General features: G+C 43.4%; 14 protein-coding genes and 1 pseudogene. 4 read left to right on the forward strand and 11 right to left on the reverse strand.

The window, feature by feature from the left end:
- Positions 1-341 precede the first annotated feature (341 nt).
- Both ABWO12_RS10715 and greA read right to left on the reverse strand, forming a co-directional pair.
- A complete protein-coding gene (locus ABWO12_RS10715; protein ID WP_353088915.1) occupies positions 342-731 on the reverse strand; it encodes an HIT family protein in 390 nt (129 codons plus the stop codon).
- A gap of 3 nt (positions 732-734) precedes the next feature.
- The gene (gene greA / locus ABWO12_RS10720; protein WP_073362092.1) at positions 735-1211 is read right to left on the reverse strand and encodes a transcription elongation factor GreA; all 477 of its coding nucleotides are present in this window, start codon (positions 1209-1211) and stop codon (positions 735-737) included.
- Between the two features lie 194 nt (positions 1212-1405).
- On the opposite strand from greA, the gene ABWO12_RS10725 reads away from it, so the two are divergent.
- On the forward strand, positions 1406-1828 hold the full coding sequence (locus ABWO12_RS10725; RefSeq protein WP_073362034.1) for a Rieske (2Fe-2S) protein: 423 nt from the start codon (positions 1406-1408) through the stop codon (positions 1826-1828).
- A gap of 33 nt (positions 1829-1861) precedes the next feature.
- Here the strand turns inward: ABWO12_RS10725 and ABWO12_RS10730 are convergent, their stop codons facing one another.
- From ABWO12_RS10730 to ABWO12_RS10755, 6 genes are all read right to left on the reverse strand, one after another.
- On the reverse strand, positions 1862-3982 hold the full coding sequence (locus ABWO12_RS10730; protein WP_353088917.1) for a TonB-dependent receptor: 2121 nt from the start codon (positions 3980-3982) through the stop codon (positions 1862-1864).
- A 225-nt stretch (positions 3983-4207) separates the two neighbouring features.
- On the reverse strand, positions 4208-4609 hold the full coding sequence (gene arfB, locus ABWO12_RS10735; RefSeq protein WP_353088919.1) for an alternative ribosome rescue aminoacyl-tRNA hydrolase ArfB: 402 nt from the start codon (positions 4607-4609) through the stop codon (positions 4208-4210).
- The gene (locus tag ABWO12_RS10740; protein WP_353088920.1) at positions 4606-6729 is read right to left on the reverse strand and encodes a DUF4301 family protein; all 2124 of its coding nucleotides are present in this window, start codon (positions 6727-6729) and stop codon (positions 4606-4608) included. The genes arfB and ABWO12_RS10740 overlap by 4 nt, the downstream gene beginning before the upstream one ends.
- On the reverse strand, positions 6690-7310 hold the full coding sequence (gene pnuC / locus ABWO12_RS10745; RefSeq protein WP_353088921.1) for a nicotinamide riboside transporter PnuC: 621 nt from the start codon (positions 7308-7310) through the stop codon (positions 6690-6692). Before pnuC ends, ABWO12_RS10740 begins: the two co-directional genes overlap by 40 nt.
- Positions 7311-7387: 77 nt before the next feature.
- Positions 7388-8104, reverse strand: a complete 717-nt coding sequence (locus tag ABWO12_RS10750) for a phosphoglycerol geranylgeranyltransferase (protein ID WP_353088922.1) — start codon at positions 8102-8104, stop codon at positions 7388-7390.
- Complete coding sequence (locus tag ABWO12_RS10755) at positions 8104-8838, reverse strand: 4'-phosphopantetheinyl transferase family protein (RefSeq protein WP_353088923.1); 735 nt, start codon at positions 8836-8838, stop codon at positions 8104-8106. Before ABWO12_RS10755 ends, ABWO12_RS10750 begins: the two co-directional genes overlap by 1 nt.
- Before the next feature lie 150 nt (positions 8839-8988).
- Here ABWO12_RS10755 and ahcY point away from each other — a divergent pair, with 150 nt between their 5' ends.
- From ahcY to ABWO12_RS10770, 3 genes are all read left to right on the forward strand, one after another.
- Positions 8989-10305, forward strand: a complete 1317-nt coding sequence (ahcY, locus tag ABWO12_RS10760) for an adenosylhomocysteinase (RefSeq protein WP_353088924.1) — start codon at positions 8989-8991, stop codon at positions 10303-10305.
- 93 nt (positions 10306-10398) lie between these two features.
- Positions 10399-10527 carry a hypothetical protein gene (locus ABWO12_RS10765; protein WP_353088926.1) on the forward strand — a complete coding sequence of 43 codons (129 nt, stop codon included), beginning with the start codon at positions 10399-10401 and terminating at the stop codon, positions 10525-10527.
- A gap of 91 nt (positions 10528-10618) precedes the next feature.
- Positions 10619-11263, forward strand: a complete 645-nt coding sequence (locus ABWO12_RS10770) for a T9SS type A sorting domain-containing protein (protein ID WP_353088927.1) — start codon at positions 10619-10621, stop codon at positions 11261-11263.
- A gap of 129 nt (positions 11264-11392) precedes the next feature.
- Here the strand turns inward: ABWO12_RS10770 and ABWO12_RS10775 are convergent.
- From ABWO12_RS10775 to ABWO12_RS10785, 3 genes and pseudogenes are all read right to left on the reverse strand, one after another.
- Positions 11393-11743 (reverse strand): annotated as a pseudogene (locus ABWO12_RS10775) (HepT-like ribonuclease domain-containing protein).
- Complete coding sequence (locus ABWO12_RS10780) at positions 11733-12026, reverse strand: nucleotidyltransferase family protein (RefSeq protein ID WP_353088928.1); 294 nt, start codon at positions 12024-12026, stop codon at positions 11733-11735. The pseudogene ABWO12_RS10775 and the gene ABWO12_RS10780 overlap by 11 nt, the downstream one beginning before the upstream one ends.
- Positions 12027-12064: 38 nt before the next feature.
- Positions 12065-13760 (reverse strand): S9 family peptidase (locus ABWO12_RS10785; RefSeq protein WP_353088929.1); only part of this gene is annotated, 1696 nt, incomplete at its 5' end.

Consider the following 13760-nt stretch of genomic DNA (forward strand, 5'->3'; position numbering starts at 1 on the left):
GATTTTTTGACCGCAAAGTCGCCAAGATTGCGCAGAGAACGCAATGGTTTAAGGACACAAAGTACGCGACCTTCGGCCGACTTAATAGTCTTAATTTATGCGGTTTGGCAAGAATTCTTAATTCCTTAATGTTTAAAAATTTTGGAGCACAAGGTTTCACGATGTTGACACAAAGTTTCACAAAGTTGTTTAGTTTAAAAGTGTAGCATTAGCTGCGATTGAACAATCATTTTCAAATCTTCAAATTGACAAATCTTCTCATTGACTCATTGCCACATTGCCACATCGCCCCATTGACCCATTGCCACATAAAAAAAACCACCGTTTCCGATGGTTTCTTATTATACTTTTGCTGCGATAGTTTGAGCGAGTGCTGTAAATTCTTCAGGGGAGAGACTCGTTTTGCGTTGGAAGCGCATGTCGTCCATGTCTTGCAAGGGAATGAGGTGAACGTGCACGTGCGGCACTTCGAGTCCGACTACCGCTACCCCGATGCGTTTGCATTCCACTGCTTGTTCCAAGGCTTTGGCGACTTTACGGGAGAACTGCATCAATCCCAAATAATGTTCCTCTTCCATATCAAACAGTTTGTTAATTTCCTGTTTGGGAATACACAAAGTATGTCCTTTGGCGTTGGGATTGACATCTAAAAATGCCAAATAACGGTCGTCTTCCGCTACTTTGTAGCAGGGAATTTCGCCGTTTACAATTTTGGTGAAAATGCTGCTCATGGGTTAGTCGCGGGTGATTTCTAAGATTTCAAATTTTAAGGTCCCATTGGGCACGGTGATTTCAGCCACCTCGCCAACGGATTTACCGAGTAAGCCTTTTCCAATCGGTGACGTTACCGAAATCTTACCCGTTTTTAAATCGGCTTCACTTTCGGCTACCAAGGTATATTTCATTTCCATACCGTTGGCTTGGTTTTTTATTTTCACATTGGAAAGCACCAATACTTTGGAAACATCCAATTGCGATTCGTCAATCAAACGGGCATTGGCATACAACTCCTCCATTTTGGCAATACGCATTTCCAATAACCCTTGGGCTTCTTTTGCCGCATCATATTCGGCATTCTCCGACAAATCTCCTTTATCGCGGGCTTCAGCAATCGCCTGTGACGCTTTCGGGCGTTCAACGGATTTCAAATATTCCAATTCGTCTTTTAATTTTTTTAATCCTTCTGCGGTGTAATACGATACATTACTCATAATCATTTTTTTTACTTTAGTATATCAAAAGCCGTTTTTCAACGTTTCATAAAATAGAAAAAATCCCATCGCGACGGGATTTCTTCCTCCAAAGATATATTTTTTTGATGAATTAATTCCTACTTTTGTTGTGTTGTAGAACGCAAATATACGCAAATTGTAGGCGTAAAATCAAGTTTAAACGAATATTTACCATGAAAAAAGGGCTCTATTTCCTGTGTATCCTCGGGTTGCTTACCGGTTGCTCTCGCGAGCAATTCAACAATGAAAATCCGTTTTTACCCAATTATGCGTTTTCCATGAGTTTGGACACGAATTTGGCCAATTACAATCCCCTTCTCTTTGCTGGAAATAGCATTCGTGTGTTTCCCGTCAACGGACCCGCCAATGGAGTAATTGTGTTTTACACAGGCGCTCAATACAACGCGTTTGACGGCTCCTGTCCCAACCAAAATATCACCAGTTGCTCACGGCTTACCCTTTCAGGCTCGAATGCGCAGTGCGAATGTGAAGGCGAGAATTACAACCTTTTCACAGGACAAGCACCCAACAAACCCTACAGTTTAAAACTCTACCGAGTGCAGGTCGCTGGAAACGTCATTACTGTTTTCAATTAATATAAAAAGCCGATTTTCATCGGCTTTTTTTCTTTAAAACTGCAGGGTCAGTCCAACCAAGAAATTACGTCCCGCCTGTGGATAATAATACGGGAAAATATCCCACATATATCCGTTGGAGACATAGGTCTTGTCCAAAATATTATTGACCAAACCATTGACCGTAATCGTTCGGAAAACCGACTTAGGATTCCAGGAGTACGAGACATTAAAATCGTTGACAAAATAATCGGGCAAGCGCGCTTCGGGACGCTCCAAGTTGTTCATGAACTGCTCCCCCACAAATTTACTCAACCAAGTAAGGTGTAAATTCTTCACGGGTTCGAATAACAATAAATTGCCCGCAATAAGATTGGGAGAATATGCGATAGCGGTGTTGCCTACAGCGACTCCATTATTGGTTAAATCGATATTTTGGTTCTGACTTATGGTAAAATTGGGTTTCCAAATCCACTGCTTAGACAAGGCAATCGTAGCATCAACTTCCAAGCCCAATCGGTAACTGCGTTCGCTGTTGGAACGCACCGGACTCCCTACATCGTCAAGGGCTCCTGTTAAAATGAGTTGATCGCGATACAGCATGTAGTACACGTTGGCATTGAATTGGACTTTAGACGCTTCATAACGCCATCCCAATTCAAAGTCGTTGAGTTTCTCGGGACGAACGTTACCTCCTTCATAGTCGGTACGGTTGGGTTCGCGGTTGGCTCTCGCATACGAGAAATAAAGAATATTTTTAGTATTCACCGCAAAATTCACCCCTACTTTGGGATTAAAAAAATTGAACGTATCGTCGACCAAGGTAGGTTGTACTCCATTGGCTTTGTAATTCACCCGACGGTATTGCACATCACCGTAAACGCTCCATTGCGCAGAAAGATCGTAGGTCGCTTTGGCAAAAACATTCCCATCGGTTTTAATTCCGTAGTCATTGTAGTATTCATCCCCCAACTCCGATGTCGAGGCAAAGCGCGCCCAAATCACACGGCCGAAATGCAAACCTTCGTATTTGTTCCATCCTCCACCGAGAATCAAGTCAAACTTGTCTTTTTTATAATTGGCTGAAAAGGTTGTCCCATAAAAATCATTGTCCAACCATTTCTGACGAATCAAATCCGTACTGGTTTGTCCCGCCACTGGAGCGAGTCCGTACTCGGTAAAATCGGCATCTTCTTTGTAATTTTCAAAATACCCTTTTCCTTTGGTGTAGTGCAAGGCAACGTTGGTACTCCAACGGTCATTCCAGCGCTCACTCCAGTGCAATTGCGCATGATCTTGTTGGTAATTGTCGGTTTCATTGTCATAAAAACGGGTATTTCCAAATTCGTCGGTAAAAATCCCTGCCGAATTGAAGGTGCGATCCACCGCCAACGTAGGCCCATCAATACCATTCCACGACTGATAGGTACGTTCTCGCCCGCCAAATACCAACCCTTTGATCAAGGTTGTTTTACCCACATAGGTTCCTTGTAAAAAATACGATTTCAGGTCGGCACTCGCACGGTCAACATAACCGTCGGAGGCAATTTGCGAAAGCCTCCCTGCAATTTCAAAACGGTCATTCATTAATCCTGTACTGAATTTAACCGTGTGTTTGCGGGCGTTAAAACTCCCAAACGAATTCGCAATTTCCCCCGTTCCTTTTTTGGAATACGAATCGGTAAGTAAGTTCAAACTCGCTCCGAAGGCTCCTGCCCCATTGGTCGAGGTACCGACCCCACGTTGCAATTGCATACTTTGAACCGACGAAGCAAAATCGGGCATGTTTACCCAAAAGGTGCCGTGACTTTCGGAGTCGTTGTAGGGAATCCCGTTGATGGTTACATTCACACGAGTCGCATCGGTACCCCGAACGCGTATACCCGTGTACCCAAAACCATTTCCAGCATCGGAAGTGGTCACAACTGAGGGCATATAATTCATCAAAATAGGTATGTCCTGCCCCAAATTGCGACTGGCAATGTCTTTTTGGGTAAGGTTACTAAAGGTGACCGGTGTTTTTTTGTTCACACGGACGGCTTTGACCAACACTTCATCCAGTTGGTTGACCTGGGTGGAGTCGTTGGACTTTTGCTGGGCACTAAGCCACAGCGGACCGAGAAATAGCGTCAGTACTACCGAAGCTTTCAAGGATTTAACATAGGAATTTTCCATTCGTAAAAAAGGTTTACGAATAACTGGGGTACATTATTCTTTGTTTAAAAAATGATTGTACTGGCCCGACATAGGCGAAGGCGCGCTTCTTCTACCGCTGTCTTTTTTTCCTTGGCAGCATTACCTGCCCAGGTTCAATGGGTATGATCTCAGCTCGTAATTTTGAGCACCCCGATGAGACGACGCAAAGGTAAAATAAATTCTTGGGGAATTGCAAACCCTTTTTTAAAAATTCGGCTTGCGGCGGTTTTGCTTGATTTCGGATTTGGATTTTTTGGCTGCCAAACGCTCCATTTTAACACTGAAAGGGATATTTGTCGCCTTTCGGGGTTTGGGCACTTCAAGGGCTTGTGCCACTAGACGCAAGAGTTTTTTCTCGGCATTCAAACGGTTTTTCAACTGACTCCGATCGGCCTCTGAGGTGATTTGCAACCAACCCTCGTTGGAAATTCGTGAAGCCAATTTTTCAAGGACACGAACTTTTTCTTGTGCATCAACTGCTTGAGAGGCTTGAACATCCCAAATCAGCACGGCTTTGGAGGCCACTTTATTGACGTTTTGACCGCCAGCACCGCTGCTGCGTACCGCTTTAAATTGGAGTTCGGCTAGGAGTTGTGTCGCATTCATGAGCGGGGTTGATGGGCTGGTTTTAGTAAGTCATTGACCGTTTTTACAGGATTAAAAGTATCCAGCGGAACTTCCACAAAAAGGGTTATCCATTTGGCCATAGCGCCGTTCCACAATCCAGGCAATTCAAAGGCTTTCAGCGGACGACCGTCTTTGTTTTTCTCGACAATAAATCCGGTATGCGGATCCACAAATCGGGTGAGGTCAAAATTGCGACCCTGAAAATCGCGAATGCCACACACCAAGTCCACCGGGTTGAAATGGGTAGCTTGCTCCATAATGAAGCGCTGGTTTTTTTCAATTTGTGATGACTCTATAATTTGCAAAAACACACGTCCTTTCTGATCGCGTACCCAAAAAGGACCGCCACCGGGTTCACCTTCATTTTTCACCATCCCGCATACTCGAATGGGTCTGTTGAGGGCTTCCATTAGATAGTCAATCTTGCTTTCACGGGTGTATTTGGGGAAGTCTTCACTGATTTCCATAAGGAGTTTCTGACTCACAAACTGGGCAATTTCATGGAGCATCTCGAGGGTTACCTGATCGTGATGCAAGTATTTCAAATAGCGGAACACCGTTTCTTGCACTTGCAATAAAATTCCCCCAAGGGCCTTTTTATACAATGCGATTTGGGCGGTATGGTTGTGCGAGACGTTATCTATATTTTTGACAAACACAATATCGGCGTTTAAGCGATTCATATTTTGAATCAACGCCCCATGTCCCCCGGGACGAAATACAATGGCATCATGCTTATCGCGAAAGGGTTTTCCCTCAGGGGTAAGGGCAATGACATCGGTCGCTTTATCTTGGTAGGAATAGTTCACTTGAATCGTTACACCATGAGTTGCTTCAATGGTTGTCTTCACGGCGTCTACAATGGTCTCAAATTGCGATTGGTACTCCTCGGATACGGTAAAATGCACTTTTGATTTTCCGTCGGCATGGGCATAGAGCGCACACTCCAGCAGATGTTCTTCTATGGGCGTTATACTCACCTCACCCTGTTGATGAAAGGGCAACACCCCTTTGGGTTTGTTGGCAAAATCAAATTGCGGGGCCGTCATCAAGGTTTTTATAAAATAATAATGCTTCTCGTCGGTTGATAGAGAGTTAAAACTCGGGTACAAAGTTCGTGTCGTTTCAGTAACTTCCTTGAAAAAAGGGAATTTTTCAAGCGCGATTAAAAACAAGGCTAAGTCTTTATTTTTCACATGGTTGATGTACGAATTAAGGGTGCCCTTCCCGGGTTTGAAATCGTGCAAAAACTCGTTTAAGAATTTAAACATACGACTCGCAGCACCCGAGGCGGGAACGAATTTTTTAAGGCAATAGGTTTCTTTTTTTTGGTCAAAATACGTAGCGTAATACCGTGCTTCCTCTTCCGACAAGGCTTGAATGCCATCATTGATCGTGGCAGCGCGTTCCAATTGAATCTTGGGCAAGCCATTTTTAAGGATGGAAAATTGGTAGTGCAAAACATCCCAATCCATTTTTCGGGCTTGAATTTGCAAAAAGTCATGGGAAGTAAAGCCCCATTGTAACGCTTTTTCCAGATCCAAAATAAGTTGCTTGACCTGGGCAACACGCGATGCTACATCACCGCTGAGTTTGATGTAGGGTTTTTGATAACGAATGAGTTGCTCTTCATAAAACTGTAATGTTTCGGTGCGGTTGTGAGGACGATCGCGGAGGTCATCGGGTTCCCAGGGCACGTCGATGTCGGTGAGAAAAATAAGGTCGTATTTATGTTTTTTAGCCGCTTTTTCTAGCATGGTGTCTACGGCACCATAGTATAATTCTCCAAACGCTTTGGTGACCAAAACCGTGGTATCACAAAACAAAAAACGGCGGGCTTCTTGCAATTTTTGATTCTCCAACTGGGTTTGTCCCACAGCAATGGGCAACAAATCATCGGGTTGACATACTTCCCCTTTTTCATCCCATTTTTCTTGGAGGTAATCCCGTGCAAATTCAGGAGCCCAAACGGTATCAAAATCGGACGCCAATTGCCGAGCAAGAGTCGTTTTACCCGTTGATTCGGGACCGTAAAAAGCAATGCGTAAAACCGATTTCCCTAGGTTGAGGAGGGGGTATTGTTTAAGATTTTCTTCCATTCGATGTAGGCTAAAACGGCCAAAACCGTGAATAGTAAATATTGTAAGGAGAGCATGCCGAGGCCGCGGTAGGCAAACAAGGGTACAGCGATGCAATCTCCAATAATCCAGAGGGTCCAATTTTCAATTTTTTTCAACGCCATGTACCACATCGCTGTAAAAAATAACCCTGAAGTAAAAATATCAATATAATTGGGAATTTCAAGGGTATAATCAAAAATTTGGTAGACGCCATAGGTAACCAAAAGCGTGAAAACAAACAATCCGATACCGATGATTTTCTCGTTGACAGTGGTGCGTGAAATGGGCAACGGAGCCGTGGTAGTACCCTTAGACCAACAGTACCAGCCATAAACACTCATGAGGGAATAATAGACATTGATGGTCATGTCACCGAAATACTGCGCTTGGTACAACAAATAAACGGTGATAACGGTAGAAATGAGTCCGGTGGGATACACCCAAATGTTTTCCTTTTTTGCCAAATACACGCTTAAAATACCGCTGACAAAAGCCAATAACTCCAAAGTAATTTGGAGTGCCGAGGCATTTTCATAGGCTTTTAAAAAGAAATCGAACATGGTTTTGGGTTGGAGGGTAAAAGTACGGATTCTCTTCAGAAAACGAAGTTATGCTTTTGTAAAATGACCGTTTGAATTTATAAAGCTGAAAAAAAATGAGGGTTTTCCTCAAAGGCGGTTCCAATCACCACCATAGTAGCGCCTGCTTGGTGGGCTGCCTGAATTTGCGCCATCGAACGAATACCGCCACCTACAATTAACGGTATCGCTAAGGTTTGGGCTACCGTGGTAATCATTTCGAGTGGTACCGCTTGTTGCGCCCCACTCCCCGCTTCCAAATAAACTAACTTTTTACCTAAAAATTGGCCCGCGAGTGCGGTCATCGCCACGTGTTGTGCGTTGTCGCGCGCTAGGGGTTGGGTACCACTCACCCGTTGCACGGCGGTTTCCGATCCGCTTTCAATAAGGAGATAAGCGGTGGGCAGAATTTCTAAATCCGAATGGTGCAGCAGTGGCGTAGCCTTTACTTGTTGTTCTATTAAGAATTCGGGATTGCGGCCGGAGAGCAGCGATAAAAACAAAATACCGTCGGCGGCTTCGGTGATTTGGGCATAATCGCCCGGAAACAAGAGTACGGGTAAACCCGAAGCTTTTTTGAGTTGGACGACCAATTCCTCCAAATGCGGCCCTTGAAACGTGCTGCCTCCTACAAGTAAATGCGTTACAGGCGTTTCCTTTAACTGCGCGCATAACGCAACCGCTTGCTCGGGTTGGGTTTTCTCGGGATCAATGAGCACCGCCAACAAGGGTTGTTGGTTTTGGTAGGCCGTGAAAAGGGAGTCGTATACCTTCATTAGGATTTAAAAACGCACACAAAGATATAGTCTTCGCGTTGAATAAATTGTACCGGGAATAATTCCGTTCGGTGCTTAAAGTCCAAACGCGCCACCGTGGCTCCCTCGGCAGGATCAAAGGGTTGCTCACTGATATGGCTGGGGTAACTGATGCCTTTTTCATTTTTGATTTTGAACACCGCTTCTTTGATGCTCCAAATGATGGTGGCTTTTTGGAGTTGTTCGGCAAGCGACAAGCCTGATAGGTGCGTATCAACATCCATAAAACGGGGGGCTATTTTGAGAACTTTAGGCCGCATCGCTTCGACGTCGAGGCCGAGGTTTTCGTTACTGATGGCTACCGCCGCAAATCCATGCGAATGCGAGATAGAAATGTGTTGCTTGTGTGACAAATGAGGTTTCCCACTGGCATCGTAGAGAAGATCCGCATCGGAAAATCCGAGGTGCTGCAACAAATGCCGCACGGCGAGGAATCCTTTTTGGTGGACTTCCGATTTGAGTTTGTGCAACCGAATCAGGGAATGATCCTGTAAGGGAACTCTGGCAATCAAACTGTCTAAGGGCTCCTCGATTTTCCAGAGGTGCAATTGGGTTTGGGGACGGATGTCTATGGTTTCGTAAAATGGCATTTGTGCAGTGTATCCTAGCCCCGATAGTAGTGGAAATCCTTTTTGGGGTGATGGTAACGGCGTGAATTCGATGCCTTTGACGTCATCACCCCAAAAAGATTGCAACGGATAGCGGGAAATAGCTCCTTATTATTTTTCTGATTCTTAGCGGATTAAATCGGATTAACGATTCATAAAATTACATTAAAGTTTTTTATTTCGATACTTAGTTTGTAATTTCGCATCCTCAAATATAAACACAAATATACACAATACATGAGTACGAAAACTGTGCCTTACGTGGCGTACAAAGTAAAAGACATTTCCCTAGCTGCTTGGGGACGTAAAGAAATTGAATTGGCTGAAGCGGAAATGCCCGGATTAATGGCATTGCGTGAAGAATACGGTGCTTCGCAACCGTTGAAAGGAGCGCGCATCGCAGGATGTTTGCACATGACCATTCAAACAGCGGTTTTGATTGAAACCTTGAAAGCCTTAGGAGCTGAAGTAACTTGGTCTTCGTGTAACATTTTCTCTACGCAAGATCACGCTGCAGCGGCGATTGCAGCGGCAGGGATTCCCGTATATGCTTGGAAAGGAATGAATGAAGAAGAATTCGACTGGTGTATTGAGCAAACCTTATTCTTTGGTGAAGATCGTCAACCGTTGAACATGATTTTGGATGATGGTGGGGATTTAACCAATATGGTATTCGATCGTTACCCAGAATTAATTGGTGGTATCAAAGGTTTGTCGGAAGAGACCACTACAGGGGTTCACCGTTTGTACGAGCGCATGAAAAACGGTACGTTACACATGCCAGCGATCAACGTAAACGACTCGGTAACGAAATCAAAATTTGACAACAAATACGGTTGTAAAGAATCGGCTGTAGATGCGGTTCGTCGTGCTACTGACGTGATGTTGGCTGGAAAACGCGTGGTAGTTTGTGGCTACGGTGACGTAGGTAAAGGTACTGCAGCTTCGTTCCGTGGTGCGGGTTCGATTGTTACGGTTACTGAAATCGACCCAATCTGTGCGTTACAAGCGGCTATGGACGGATTTGAAGTGAAAAAATTGGATACGGTGATTGCAACAGCAGATATCGTAATCACGACTACAGGGAACAAAGATATCGTAGTAGGTCGTCACTTCGAGAACATGAAAGACAAAACTATTGTATGTAATATCGGACACTTTGATAACGAAATCGACATGGCGTGGTTGAACGCTAACTATGGCGAAACCAAAATCGAAATCAAACCGCAAGTGGACAAATACAACGTAATCGGGAAAGACATTATCATCTTGGCAGAAGGCCGTTTAGTGAACTTAGGTTGCGCTACGGGTCACCCCAGCTTTGTAATGAGTAACTCGTTTACCAACCAAACGTTGGCACAAATCGAATTGTGGAACAACAGTGCGAACTACAAAAACGAAGTGTACATGTTACCGAAACATTTGGATGAAAAAGTAGCAGCATTACACTTGGCAAAATTAGGCGTGGAGTTGGAAACCTTAAACCACGAACAAGCCGAATACATCGGAGTTCAAGTAGAAGGGCCGTACAAGCCTGAGTATTATAGATACTAGACTTTAGACGTTAGACGTTAGACGTTAGTCTTTGGTCTCTAGCATTTAAAATTTAGAATATAAAATTCAAAATAACCAAAAAGTCGTTTCTTCATGGAGACGACTTTTTTTTATGGCGTTCCCCCCGATGAAGAATACAGCATAATACGCGTTGGGTTGCCGGGGGTCAGGCTTTCCGCTGTATCTCCCGAAGGGTCGGGAGGATGCCGCTTCAATCCTTAACGCGGGGGAGAAAATCAAGAAGAAAGAAAAAAGAAACAAGAGAAAAGAATTTTTGTAACTTCGTAATCGATTCATTATCAAATTTAACGCCATGAAAATTCGTCACCTTTTACTATTCCTATTTTTTGGTTTCCGACTATTCGCTCAAGGGGAGCAATGGGGACTGGTTAGCAGTGTTCATTCGATCAATAATACAAATGGATCATTCCATTTTGATTCCTCATTTTCCATTGGAACACCCGCTATTTCTCCACCGTTCACCTATACCACAAGTATTATTGACAATACCTTATTTGTCAAAGGATATTATAATGTTTGTGGGATTTGGCCTGCTTTAGGCAGTTCGAGCAATGATTCGGTTGTATATACCGACCCTTTACCTTCCAACATTACTACAATAACAATGTCAACTAATTTGATTACCTATTGTGAAACGGGAACACCTATAATTCGGGAGAACCTTATGGTTACCAATTTCCCGGTGACTTTAAATGTTGCCACTCTTTCACAAGTAATTTCAAAGTGGTTTCCCAATCCTGTAAAAGACGAATTACATCTCAATACATCCGCCGAACCGGCTACCGCCTATGAATTGTACACGGTTCAAGGGCAGTTGGTGCAATCAGCTACGGGAACTACATCGACTATTGAGTGTTCCGTTTTACCCAAAGGGATTTACCTCCTCCGATTTGAACAGAATGGTGTTTGGAACATGGAGAAGATTTGTAAGGAGTAAAGAAAAAAGAAGAAAGAAAAAAGAGAAAAGAAGAAAGAGAAAGCCAGTGCAAAACACTGGCTTTTCTATTATAAGGTCTCTTTCAACCATTTGTAAAATTCATTTTACCAAACGATGGCGTTTGTCCTATTAAAAATCATTTTTGTCCAAAATGGCTTGTACCTTGATTTTCAATTCGGGTAAATTAATTTTGATTACATTCCATATCGTGAAATCATCAATACCAAAATATTCATGAATAACTAAATTTCGTAATCCAATAATTCTCGCCCAAGGTATTTCTGGATGATTTAAAAGTAAATTTTATGATAGTCTATTACAGGCCTCTCCGATAATTTCAAGTTGTCTTAGGGTTGCATTAAACATCATTGAATTTTTTGCAAAATGATCTAAATCAGCATCTTGCAGATAGTTTTCTATTTCAGTTATTGCGTCCATGACATGAAGCAATCGAACTTTATCCCCTAACCTATCTTGCATAAATTAACTTTTTCTCTTTATCCACGATGGGCTTGATGTATTTTGACAATCCTCGTTCAGAAACTAAATCTACTTTTTTGGACAGTAACTCTTGTAAATCCAATTGCATCTGAATAAATTCTAAACCAATGGGCTGTGAATAATCTAACTCTACCAACAAATCAATATCACTAGAATCATTTTCTAAATCTTTACTGTAAGACCCAAAAAGGTAGGCTTTCAAAACAGGTTGTTTCGAAAAAAAATTCTGTATAATACTGATTTGATTGCTGTTAAGACTCATCTTCAAAGTGTTTGAACAAAATTAATCAAAAAAAACATCTATAACGTCTCTTTCAACCATTTGTAAAATTCATTTTGCCAAACGATGGCGTTTTGGGGTTTCAGCACCCAGTGGTTTTCATCGGGGAAGAACAAAAACCGACTCTTAATGCCTTTCAATTGAGCCGCTTGGAAAGCTTCTTGTCCTTGACCAATCGGCACACGGTAGTCTTTGCCTCCTTGTATGATCAAAATCGGCGTGTTCCAGTTGTTCACGAAGTTAATCGGGTTAAACTGACTAAAGGTTTTTTGTGCTGCAGCATTATCTTTTTCCCAATAAGGTCCGCCATGGTCCCAATTGGTAAAGAAAACTTCTTCAGTAGTACCGTACATACTTTCTAAGTTAAACACCCCACAATGGGAAATAAACGTTCTGAAACGGTTGTTGTGAATTCCGGCCAAATAAAACACCGAATACCCACCATAACTCGCTCCTACCGCTCCCAAACGGGCTTTGTCGACATAGGCTTCTTTGGAAACATCATCAATCGCCGTCAAATAATCTTGCATCACTTGCCCGCCCCAATCTTTGGAGATTTGTTCGTTCCAAGCGACGCCATGACCGTGCATTCCGCGTCGGTTGGGCGCCACCACAATATAGCCTTGCGAAGCCATCAACGAGAAATTCCAACGGAACGAATACGACTGCGTCAGCGGCGACTGGGGTCCGCCCTGACAATATAATAAAGCGGGGTATTTTTTGGTCGCATCAAAATTGGGTGGTAAAATCACCCACACCAACATCTTCTTATTATCGGTAGTGGTCACATAGCGACGCTCGAATTTGGGTAAGTTCAAACTCGCATAGACCGCATCATTCACGTGCGTCACTTGATTCCACGCTTTTGATTTTAAATCATAGGTATACACCTCAGCGGCGTGATTCATGTCGGTGCGCGTCACCACCACTTTAGTTCCTGAAAACCCAATGATATCGGCTACATCAAAGTCGCCGTTGGTCACTTGCTTCACGGTTACCGCAATTTTGGTTAGCCCAGGATAGTTGACTTCAAACAGTTGTTTTGTTCCATCTATTGCTGCAACGAAATAAATCTTCTTACCATCTGGAGCCCACATGAAGTTATCGACACTACCGTCCCAAGCGGCGGTTAAATTCACTTTCACTTGATCGTTGATACGAACGATGATATCATTTTTGTCCGCTTCATAGCCGTCGCGTTGCATTTGCAAATAGGCCAAAACACCTTGTGCTGAAAACGCGGGATTGGTGTCGTATCCTAAATTGCCTTCGGTCAGGTTACGGGTGGTTTTGGTTTCGATATTGTACTCGTACAAATTGGTATTGGTCGAAATCGCATAGGCGGTTCCTGCTTTCTTTTTACACACATAAATGATAGTGTTATTGGGTGACCAAATATAGTCTTCTTCCCCACCGTGTGGTTTTTGGGGTGCGTCAAAAGGTTCGCCCGCCATAATATCAAACGGTGTGGCCTTGGGGTCGTTTGCATCGGCAAAATACACGTGGTTGTGGGTACCGTCGTTCCAGGTATCCCAATGGCGGTAATCGAGTCCGTTGTAGACTTGTGCCGTAGACTTTTCCAGTTCGGGATAAAAGTCTTTTCCTAAAACCTTTTCTACTTTGGTTTCTTGAGAAGACAACAAATACTTCCCATTAGGCGATAGATTACGGTTGGCCACCAGTGCTTCTGCATTTTGAACCTCGGTAGCGGTACCC

This window comes from Flavobacterium sp. (assembly GCF_040379285.1).
Classification (GTDB): domain Bacteria; phylum Bacteroidota; class Bacteroidia; order Flavobacteriales; family Flavobacteriaceae; genus Flavobacterium.

What these genes read in the sequence shown, in the direction of transcription:
- ABWO12_RS10715 (WP_353088915.1), bottom strand. Translation starts at nt 731, where the DNA reads ATGAGCAGCATTTTCACCAAAATTGTAAACGGCGAAATTCCCTGCTAC.
- greA (WP_073362092.1), bottom strand. Translation starts at nt 1,211, where the DNA reads ATGAGTAATGTATCGTATTACACCGCAGAAGGATTAAAAAAATTAAAA.
- ABWO12_RS10725 (WP_073362034.1), top strand. Translation starts at nt 1,406, where the DNA reads ATGAAAAAAGGGCTCTATTTCCTGTGTATCCTCGGGTTGCTTACCGGT.
- ABWO12_RS10730 (WP_353088917.1), bottom strand. Translation starts at nt 3,982, where the DNA reads ATGGAAAATTCCTATGTTAAATCCTTGAAAGCTTCGGTAGTACTGACG.
- arfB (WP_353088919.1), bottom strand. Translation starts at nt 4,609, where the DNA reads ATGAATGCGACACAACTCCTAGCCGAACTCCAATTTAAAGCGGTACGC.
- ABWO12_RS10740 (WP_353088920.1), bottom strand. Translation starts at nt 6,729, where the DNA reads ATGGAAGAAAATCTTAAACAATACCCCCTCCTCAACCTAGGGAAATCG.
- pnuC (WP_353088921.1), bottom strand. Translation starts at nt 7,310, where the DNA reads ATGTTCGATTTCTTTTTAAAAGCCTATGAAAATGCCTCGGCACTCCAA.
- ABWO12_RS10750 (WP_353088922.1), bottom strand. Translation starts at nt 8,104, where the DNA reads ATGAAGGTATACGACTCCCTTTTCACGGCCTACCAAAACCAACAACCC.
- ahcY (WP_353088924.1), top strand. Translation starts at nt 8,989, where the DNA reads ATGAGTACGAAAACTGTGCCTTACGTGGCGTACAAAGTAAAAGACATT.
- ABWO12_RS10765 (WP_353088926.1), top strand. Translation starts at nt 10,399, where the DNA reads ATGGAGACGACTTTTTTTTATGGCGTTCCCCCCGATGAAGAATACAGC.
- ABWO12_RS10770 (WP_353088927.1), top strand. Translation starts at nt 10,619, where the DNA reads ATGAAAATTCGTCACCTTTTACTATTCCTATTTTTTGGTTTCCGACTA.
- ABWO12_RS10780 (WP_353088928.1), bottom strand. Translation starts at nt 12,026, where the DNA reads ATGAGTCTTAACAGCAATCAAATCAGTATTATACAGAATTTTTTTTCG.